We start from the raw sequence: 9,529 nt of genomic DNA, 5'->3' as shown, positions 1-9,529 counted from the left end.
AGCCAGCTCCCACAGGTACACCACAGGCCTGGAGGGCAGTGATGCACCTGTGGGAGCTGGCTTGCCGGCGATAGGGCCAGTGCAGGCAACAGCATTACCCGAACCGACCAGCACGCCCTCAGGCTGCTCTTTCGTCTGGATCTGTCAGCGCTTCTGGGTCAGCGCACGGCGCTCGAACTCGACGATGCGCTGGCGATAGTGCTCGATGGTCTGGGCGGTCAGCACGCTGCGCTGGTCGTCCTTGAGCTCACCGTTCAGTTCGTGCGCCAGCTTGCGCGCCGCAGCCACCATCACATCGAAGGCCTGCTTCGGATGACGCGGGCCCGGCAGGCCGAGGAAGAAGCTCACCGCGCGGGTGCTGAAGTGGTCGATGTCGTCCAGGTCGAACACACCGGGCTTGACGGCGTTGGCCATGGAGAACAGCACCTCGCCGTGACCGGCCATGCTCTCGTGACGGTGGAAGATGTCCATTTCGCCGAAGCGCAGGCCGCTTTCCAGAATGTTCTGCAGCAGCGCCGGGCCCTTGAAGCCACCCTCGTCGCGGGAGATGACGCTGATCACCAGCACTTCCTCGGCCGGCGGCAGCTCCTTGACGCTGCTGCTGGCAGGTGCGGCACCGTTGCTGCGGGTATTATCCGCGGCAAAGTCATCATCGCTGTCGGCAAACAGGTCAGGCTCGCGCGGCTCGGCGCTCAGGTTCAGGTCGCCCTGCTGCGCATCCGCAGCAGCGGTGGCGCGCTTGCCGCGCTTGGCAGCCTTGGCCGGCTTGGGTTCGCGCTCACGATCACGCGCAGAAGCACTGAGCGACGGCAGGTCGCTTTCGTCCAGCTCAGGCTCCTTGTGGGTATCCAGCACCCGCGACGGGCCAAGCACTTCGGCATTGCCCTCTTCGTCCGGCAGGTTGGAATAACTGCGATCCAGACGGAATTTCAACTTGCCTTTCCCGCCGCGCATGCGGCGCCAGCCGTCGAAAAGAATCCCGGCAATGACAATGATGCCGATGACGATCAGCCACTCGCGCAGACCGATTTCCATGTAATCCCGTGCCTCTATAAAAATATGCTTGAAAACAAAGGGTTCAAAGCCCTTTAACACGTGGCGCCAACTCTATGTTCTGACAGGCGTTTTACCCACGCAAAAAACGAGTGACATTAAGCTAGCACGACCAAAGACAACTTTACACCGTCTGTCGCACATGGCGGGGGCATTTCGCCACAGAATATGCCCTTATCGTCGAGCATCAGGCGTCGACCATGGCCATGGCCTCCTCCACATCGACGGCAACCAGACGTGAACAGCCCGGTTCATGCATGGTCACCCCCATCAATTGATCCGCCATCTCCATGGCAATCTTGTTATGGGTGATGTAGATGAACTGCACGCTTTCACTCATTTCCTTGACCAGGCGGGCGTAACGCCCGACGTTGGCATCGTCCAGCGGCGCATCGACTTCGTCGAGCATGCAGAACGGTGCGGGGTTCAACTTGAAGATGGCAAACACCAGCGCCAATGCGGTCAGTGCCTTCTCGCCGCCGGACAGCAGATGGATGGTGCTGTTCTTCTTGCCCGGTGGTCGCGCCATGATCGTTACCCCTGTATCGAGTAGATCTTCGCCCGTCAGTTCCAGATAAGCGCTGCCACCACCGAAAACTTTTGGGAAAAGTGCCTGTAATCCGGCATTTATCTGATCAAAGGTATCCTTGAAGCGGTTGCGGGTTTCCTTGTCGATCTTGCGGATGACGTTTTCCAGGGTCTCCAGGGCTTCGACCAGGTCGGCGTCCTGGGCGTCCAGGTAACGCTTGCGCTCGGACTGCTGCTCGTACTCTTCGATGGCCGCCAGGTTGATCGCCCCCAGGCGCTGGATACGCGCCTCGAGCTGCTCCAGCTCCTGTTCGGTGCCCTGCTCGCTGGCCTCGGCCTCCAGGGTGGCGAGCACGCCTTGCAGGTCGTAGCCATCGGCCAGCAACTGCTCCTGCAGGGTCTTGCGTCGCACATCCAGGCCCTGGCACTCCAGGCGCAACTGCTCCAGCTGGCCACGCAGCAACTGGGCCTGCTGCTCGGCCTGGGTACGGCGCTTTTCGGCGTCGCGCAGTTCGCGGTCGGCTTCGTCCATGTGCAGGCGGGCCTGGCGCATTTCTTCGTCGACGCTCATGCGCCGCTCCAGCAGCTCCTCCAGCTTCAGGCGCAGCTCTTCCTGTGGGGCCTCGCCCTCTTCCAGGTTCAGGCTCAGTTGCTCCTGGCGCTCGATCAGGCGCGCGGCCTGCTGCTCCAGGCGCTCCAGGGCCTGCCGGGTGGAATCATGCTGTGCGCGCAGCGAGCCCAGGCGGACAGCCAGCTGGTGGGCGTGATCCTTGTGCTGGCGGGCCTCCTGGCGCACGCGATCGAGGCTTTCGCGCAGGGTGTCGCGGCGGGCCATCAACTGCTCGCGCTGCTCGGTGTCCTGGGCCATCAGCTCCAGGGCCTCCTGCAGCAGCAGGCGGGCTTCGCCCAGCTGCTCATGTTCCAGGGCGCGCTGTTCTTCCAGCTCGGTCAGCTCGTCGTGCAGGCGCCGGCGGCGCAGCTCGACTTGCTCGGCACGTGCGCGGCCAGCCGACAGGTTGGCTTTCAGCTCGCCATGCAGGCGATTTTCTTCCTGGGTGCGGCGGCGCAGTTGTTCACGCTGCTCTTCAAGGCCCAGCTGCTGCTCGCGCAGGGCCTGCAGTTGCTGCTCCAACTGCTCCAGCGCCGCTTCCTGCTCCAGTTGCTCCTGGCCCAGGCGCTCGATCTCCTGGCCGCGTGCCAGCACGCCGCCTTCGGCTTCGCCGCCACGGCGCACCCGCAGGAAGTGTCGGCCAACCCAGTAGCCATCGCGGCTGACCAGGCTCTGGCCTTCGCCGAGCGAGGCGCGCTGCGCCAGTGCCTGAGCAAGGTCTTCCACGGGTTTGACGTGGCCCAGCCAGGGCGCCAGGTCGACACTGCCTTCGACCTTTTCCAGCAGGCTGCCGGGCAGCGACGAGCCGGTACCGCTGGCCAGCAGCAAGCGTAACTCGCCCTGTTCCAGGCCGGCAAAATCCAGGTTACCGAGGTCGTCCACCAGCACAGCTTGCAGGTCGGCGCCGAGCACGGTCTCTACCGCAAGCTCCCAGCCCGATTCGACCCGCAACCCTTCAGCCAGCCGCGGTTGTTGCTCCAGGCCTTGGCCCTGCAGCCAGTCCGCAGCACCTGCACCCGGCTCCAGGGCGGCCTGTTGCAAGGCTTCGAGCGAGGCCAGGCGCCCGCCCAGGCGTTGCAGGTCGCCCTGCGCCTGCTGCTGGGCCTGGATGGCCTGTTGCAGCTGCTCACGTGCGCCTTCCAGACGTTCGACCACCTGCTCTTCCGACAACTGCAACTCTTCCAGCAACATCTCGCTACTGGCCAGTTGCTCGGCCAGTTCGAGCAGGGCTGCATCCTGTGGGTCGCTGCCCAGCAGCTCGCGCTCTTCGCCCAACTTGCGCTGGCGCTCGGCGTGGCGTTCCAGGCTGGCTTCCAGCTGCTGCAGGCGGGCCTGCTGCACTTCGGCCTGGCGGCGCGGCTCAGCGGAACGGTTGTTGAAGCTGTCCCACTGTTCCTGCCAGCCGTGCATGCCCAGTTCGGCTTCTTCAAGGGCAGCGGCAGCTTGTTCGGCAGCGGCCAGGGTAATCTCCTGCTCGGGCTCGAGCATGGCCAGCTCTTCGCCCAAGGTCGCCAGCAGGGTGCGGTCGTGGCCCAGGTGCGACTCGGTCTCCAGGCGCGTACGCTCGGCCTCCTTGAAGTCATCCTGCAACTGGCGCAGGCGCTGCTGGCCGTGCTGGATGCTCTGCTCGACCCGGGCTATGTCACCAGCGACCGAGTAAAAGCGGCCCTGCACCTGGTTGAAGCGCTCGGACAATTCGTGATGGCCATCACGCAGGCGCTCGATGCTGGCATCGGCATTGCGCTGCTCGGCCACCAGCGCCTCATGGGACACATCCTGGTCGCCGATCACCGCCTCGCGCTGGCGCACCCGTTCGTCCAGGTCACGCCAGCGCAAGGCCGACAGGCGCGCCTTCAGCTGGCGTTCCTGGGCCTTGTATTCGCGGTACTTCTCGGCTGCCTGAGCCTGGCGGTGCAGGCGCTCCAGCTGGCGCTCCAGCTCTTCGCGCAGGTCGGTCAGACGCGCCAGGTTTTCCTGGGTGCGGCGGATGCGGCTCTCGGTTTCCCGGCGGCGTTCCTTGTACTTGGAAATGCCGGCGGCTTCCTCGATGAAGTTACGCAGCTCCTCGGGCTTGGCCTCGATCAGCTTGGAGATCATGCCCTGTTCGATGATCGAGTAGCTGCGTGGCCCCAGGCCGGTACCGAGAAAGATGTCGGTGATATCGCGCCGACGGCACTTGGTACCGTTGAGGTAGTAGCTGTTCTGCCCGTCGCGGGTGACCTTGCGGCGGATCGAGATCTCGGCATAGGCGGCATATTCGCCGACCAGAGTGGTTTCGCTGTTGTCGAACACCAGCTCGATGCTGGCCTGGCTGACCGGCTTGCGGCCACTGGAGCCGTTGAAGATGACATCGGTCATCGACTCGCCGCGCAGGTTCTTCGCCGAACTCTCGCCCATCACCCAGCGCACGGCGTCGATGATGTTGGACTTGCCACAGCCGTTCGGGCCGACCACGGCCGCCATGTTGCTGGGGAAGTTGACCGTGGTCGGGTCGACAAACGACTTGAACCCGGCCAGGCGAATGCACTTCAGGCGCATTGGTCAGCCTCGGGCCAACGCCGCCAGCACCAGTTCGCAACTGCGCTGGCCATAGGCGGTGAGTACCTCGCGAATGCGCGGCAGGTCACGGGCGATCACGGCGTCGAGCAGGCGGGCGAACAGGTCCAGGTAATCGATCATGTTGGCCTGGCGCTGGTCCAGCGACAGGTAGTACGCACGGCTCATCGCCGGCTGCAGGTTTTCCACGGTTTCCTGCAGGAACGGGTTGTCGGCGAACGGATAGGCCGCCCGCATGACCGCGAAGCTGTCGGCGACGAAGGTCTTGATGTCCAGCTGGTCATGGGCCCGCTGCAGGCGCTGCTGGATCTCCAGGAACGGGCGCAGGTCGGCATCGGTGCGCCATTTTTGCGCAACCGCGTTACCCAGCAGGATGTAGAACTCGCCCATCAGTGCGCACAGGCTGCGCACGCTGCGCTCGTCGAGCTCGGTCACGTGGGCACCCCGGCGCGGCAGGATCGCCACCAGGTGGCGACGTTCAAGGATCAGCAGTGCCTCGCGCACCGAGCCGCGGCTGACGTTGAGTGCCTGGGTGACCTTCTGCTCCTGGATACGCTCGCCTGGCGCCAGCTCGCCACGGATGATGCGTTCGGCCAGGTAATCGGCAATCTGCTCGGAGAGGCTGTCCGGGGCCTTGAACGTCATGGTTTTCCTTCAAAATCATTGAACTGGGCACAAGGAACCGATTGTAGCGTAATTGGCCGGTAATCGCGCAGAGGGGCCTGGCGGTTTATTTGAGCTGCAAGGCAACCCGATGCCCGGCGCGATCTATGCTTGGGATATGGGCAATGTGTGCGGCCGGGCCTGGACATGAGCAATTTCTTGACCTTTGAGTCAGAAAAATATTGACCAGCTGGACAGCTCTTGCTTAGAGTCCGCCCAACAACAATAAAACCATTGCGAGGCCATCCCCGTGATCCAGTTTCTCGTCAACCAGGAGCTGCGTAGTGAGCATGCCCTGGACCCAAACATGACGGTGCTGCAGTACCTGCGCGAGCACCTGGGCAAACCTGGCACCAAGGAGGGCTGCGCCAGTGGTGACTGCGGCGCCTGCACCGTGGTGGTCGGCGAACTGACCCAGGACGACCAGGGCAACGACAGCCTGCGCTACCGCAGCCTGAACTCGTGCCTGACCTTCGTTTCGTCGCTGCACGGCAAGCAACTGATCAGCGTCGAGGGTCTCAAGCACCAGGGCCAGCTGCACAGCGTGCAACAGGCCATGGCCGATTGCCATGGCTCGCAGTGCGGCTTCTGCACCCCCGGCTTCGTCATGTCGCTGTTCGCCCTGCAGAAGAACAGCAGCGGCCCCGACCTGCACCAGGCCCAGGAGGCCCTGGCCGGCAACCTGTGCCGCTGCACCGGCTACCGGCCGATCCTCGATGCTGCCGAGCAGAGTTGCCGCCAACCCTGCCGCGACCAGTTCGATGTCCAGCAAGCGCAGACAATCAGCCGCCTCAAGGCCATCGCGCCAACCCAGACTGGCGAGCTGAACAGCGGCGACAAACGCTGCCTGGTGCCGCTGACCGTCGCCGACCTGGCCGACCTGTACAGCTCGCACCCCGAGGCGCGGCTGCTGGCCGGCGGTACCGACCTGGCCCTGGAAGTCACCCAGTTCCACAAGACCTTGCCGGTGATGATCTACGTCGGCCATGTGGCCGAGCTCAAGCGCATCGAGAAGACCGCCAGCCACCTGGAAATCGGCGCCGCCACCCCGCTCACCGACTGCTACGGCGCGCTGAACGAGGAATACCCGGACTTCGGCGCCCTGCTGCACCGGTTCGCTTCGCTGCAGATCCGCAACCAGGGCACCCTGGGCGGCAATATCGGCAACGCTTCGCCAATCGGCGACTCGCCACCCTTGCTGATTGCCCTGGATGCACAGATCGTCCTGCGCCAGGGCGAGCGCCAGCGGGTGATGCCACTGGAGGACTACTTCATCGACTACCGCATCACTGCCCGCCAGGACAGCGAGTTCATCGAGAAGATCATCGTGCCGCGCGCCACCACCGACTGGGCATTCCGCGCCTATAAAGTGTCCAAGCGCCTGGACGATGACATTTCCGCCGTGTGCGGCGCCTTCAACCTGAGCATCGAAGACGGCGTGGTCAGCGGTGTGCGCATCGCCTTCGGCGGCATGGCGGCGATCCCCAAACGGGCCCGTGCCTGCGAAGCGGCGCTACGTGGCAAGCCGTGGAACCAGGCCGCCATCGAGCGTGCGTGCCAGGCCCTGGCGGAAGATTTCACCCCGCTCAGCGACTTCCGCGCCAGCAAGGAATACCGCTTGCTGACCGCGCAGAACCTGCTGCGCAAGTACTTCATCGAACAGCAAACGCCGTACATCGAAACCCGGGTGACCGCTTATGTCTAACCATCACGTAGCCAAGAGCCAGGCCGAGATGGCCGAACTGTTCAGCCAGGACCTGACCACCGGGGTCGGCCGCAGCGTCAAGCATGACAGCGCCGACAAGCATGTGTCCGGCGAGGCGGTATATATCGACGACCGCCTGGAATTCCCCAACCAGTTGCACGTCTATGCACGCACCGCCGACCGCGCCCACGCGCGCATCCTGCGCATCGACACCACGCCGTGCTATGCCTTCGAGGGCGTGCGCATCGCCATCACCCACGAAGACATCCCCGGCCTCAAGGACATCGGCCCGGTGGTGGCCGGCGACCCGCTGCTGGCCATCGACAAGGTCGAGTTCTTCGGCCAGCCGGTGCTCGCTGTGGCCGCCCGCGACCTTGACACCGCACGCCGTGCGGCCATGGCCGCCATCGTCGAGTATGAAGACCTGGAGCCGGTGCTGGATGTGGTCGAAGCATTGCGCAAGAAGCATTTCGTGCTCGACAGCCACACCCACCAGCGTGGCGATTCCGCTGCTGCCCTGGCCAGTGCACCGCACCGCATCCAGGGCACCCTGCACATCGGTGGCCAGGAACACTTCTACCTGGAAACACAGATTTCCTCGGTGATGCCCACCGAAGACGGCGGCATGATCGTCTACTGCTCCACGCAAAACCCCACCGAAGTGCAAAAGCTGGTCGCCGAAGTACTCGACGTGCCAATGAACAAGGTGGTGCTGGACATGCGCCGCATGGGTGGCGGTTTTGGTGGCAAGGAAACCCAGGCCGCCAGCCCGGCGTGCCTGTGCGCCGTGGTGGCGCGCCTGACCGGCCAGCCGACCAAGATGCGCCTGCCACGGGTCGAAGACATGACCATGACCGGCAAACGCCACCCGTTCTACGTCGAGTATGACGTGGGCTTCGACGACGACGGGCGCCTGCACGGCATCAACTTCGACCTGGCCGGCAACTGCGGCTACTCGCCCGACCTGTCCGGTTCGATCGTCGATCGCGCCATGTTCCACTCCGACAACGCCTACTACCTGGGCGATGCCACCGTGCACGGCCACCGCTGCAAGACCAACACCGCCTCCAACACTGCTTACCGCGGCTTCGGCGGCCCGCAGGGGATGGTCGCCATCGAGCAGGTGATGGACCACATCGCCCGCCACCTGGGCCGTGACCCGCTGGCGGTGCGCAAGGCCAACTACTACGGCAAGACCGAGCGCAACGTCACCCACTACTACCAGACCGTCGAGCACAACATGCTCGAAGAGATGACCGCCGAACTGGAAGCCAGCAGTGACTACGCCGAGCGCCGCGAGTCTATCCGCCGCTTCAACGCCAACAGCCCGGTCCTGAAGAAGGGCCTGGCGCTGACCCCGGTCAAGTTCGGTATTTCGTTCACCGCCACCTTCCTCAACCAGGCCGGTGCGCTGATCCATATCTACACCGACGGCAGCATTCACCTGAACCACGGTGGCACCGAGATGGGCCAAGGCCTGAACACCAAGGTGGCACAGGTGGTGGCTCAGATCTTCCAGGTCGACTTCAGCCGCATCCAGATCACCGCCACCAATACCGACAAGGTGCCCAACACCTCGCCGACCGCTGCCTCCAGTGGTGCCGACCTGAACGGCAAGGCGGCGCAGAACGCTGCCGAAATCCTCAAGAAGCGCCTGACCGAGTTCGCCGCGCGGCACTACCAGGTGACCGAAGAAGACGTCGAGTTCCGCAACGGCCATGTACGCGTGCGTGACCAGATCGTCAGCTTCGAGCAACTGGTGCAGCAGGCCTACTTCGCCCAGGTTTCGCTGTCCAGCACCGGCTTCTACCGCACGCCGAAAATCTACTACGACCGCAGCCAGGCACGTGGCCGGCCGTTCTACTACTTCGCCTTCGGCGCCGCCTGCGTGGAGGTGGTGGTCGACACCCTGACCGGCGAATACAAGATGCTGCGCGCCGACATCCTGCACGATGTGGGTGACTCGCTGAACCCGGCCATCGACATTGGCCAGGTGGAAGGCGGCTTCATTCAGGGCATGGGCTGGCTGACCACCGAAGAACTGGTGTGGAACGCCAAGGGCAAGCTGATGACCAGCGGCCCGGCCAGCTACAAGATCCCTGCAGTGGCCGACATGCCGCTGGATTTGCGGGTGAAGCTGGTGGAGAACCGCAAGAACCCGGAAGACACCGTGTTCCACTCCAAGGCCGTGGGCGAGCCGCCGTTCATGCTCGGCATCGCCGCCTGGTGCGCGATCAAGGACGCCGTGGCCAGCATCGCCGATTACCGCGTGCAGCCACAGGTGGATGCGCCGGCGACGCCGGAGCGGGTGTTGTGGGGGTGCGAGCAGATGCGCAAGGCGGTGGCTGCAGCGCAACCTGCCGAGCCGGAGCTGGAAACCGTCACTCACTGAGGTTGGGTGGGCGCCTGTTCGG

At 64.2% G+C, this 9,529-nt stretch carries 5 protein-coding genes; 2 read left to right on the top strand and 3 right to left on the bottom strand.

Annotation, left to right across the window (positions count from 1 at the left end):
* Positions 1-144: 144 nt before the first annotated feature.
* From zipA to ACK1U9_RS03565, 3 genes are all read right to left on the bottom strand, one after another.
* Positions 145-1,035, bottom strand: coding sequence for a cell division protein ZipA (gene zipA / locus ACK1U9_RS03575; RefSeq protein WP_153671144.1), 891 nt, complete (start codon positions 1,033-1,035; stop codon positions 145-147).
* Between the two features lie 205 nt (positions 1,036-1,240).
* A complete protein-coding gene (gene smc, locus ACK1U9_RS03570) occupies positions 1,241-4,729 on the bottom strand; it encodes a chromosome segregation protein SMC (protein WP_046615037.1) in 3,489 nt (1,162 codons plus the stop codon).
* Positions 4,730-4,732: 3 nt separating this feature from the next.
* A complete protein-coding gene (locus ACK1U9_RS03565; RefSeq protein WP_046615036.1) occupies positions 4,733-5,392 on the bottom strand; it encodes a GntR family transcriptional regulator in 660 nt (219 codons plus the stop codon).
* A 268-nt stretch (positions 5,393-5,660) separates the two neighbouring features.
* Between ACK1U9_RS03565 and xdhA the strand changes: the two genes are divergently transcribed.
* Together xdhA and xdhB are read left to right on the top strand one after the other, a co-directional pair.
* The gene (gene xdhA, locus ACK1U9_RS03560; RefSeq protein WP_449109707.1) at positions 5,661-7,115 is read left to right on the top strand and encodes a xanthine dehydrogenase small subunit; all 1,455 of its coding nucleotides are present in this window, start codon (positions 5,661-5,663) and stop codon (positions 7,113-7,115) included.
* Positions 7,108-9,507 (top strand): xanthine dehydrogenase molybdopterin binding subunit, encoded by a 2,400-nt coding sequence (gene xdhB, locus ACK1U9_RS03555; RefSeq protein WP_449109706.1) that lies wholly within the window; start codon positions 7,108-7,110, stop codon positions 9,505-9,507. The genes xdhA and xdhB overlap by 8 nt, the downstream gene beginning before the upstream one ends.
* Positions 9,508-9,529 lie beyond the last annotated feature (22 nt).

It is taken from the genome of Pseudomonas sp. XP1 (genome assembly GCF_053557675.1).
The sequence above is the reverse complement of the archived record's forward strand: the minus strand, read 5'-3'. Positions and strand labels throughout refer to the sequence as shown.

Excerpts from the sequence above, each read along its gene's own strand:
- ACK1U9_RS03565 (WP_046615036.1), bottom strand. The coding sequence starts at position 5,392 with ATGACGTTCAAGGCCCCGGACAGCCTCTCCGAGCAGATTGCCGATTAC.
- zipA (WP_153671144.1), bottom strand. The coding sequence starts at position 1,035 with ATGGAAATCGGTCTGCGCGAGTGGCTGATCGTCATCGGCATCATTGTC.
- smc (WP_046615037.1), bottom strand. The coding sequence starts at position 4,729 with ATGCGCCTGAAGTGCATTCGCCTGGCCGGGTTCAAGTCGTTTGTCGAC.
- xdhB (WP_449109706.1), top strand. The coding sequence starts at position 7,108 with ATGTCTAACCATCACGTAGCCAAGAGCCAGGCCGAGATGGCCGAACTG.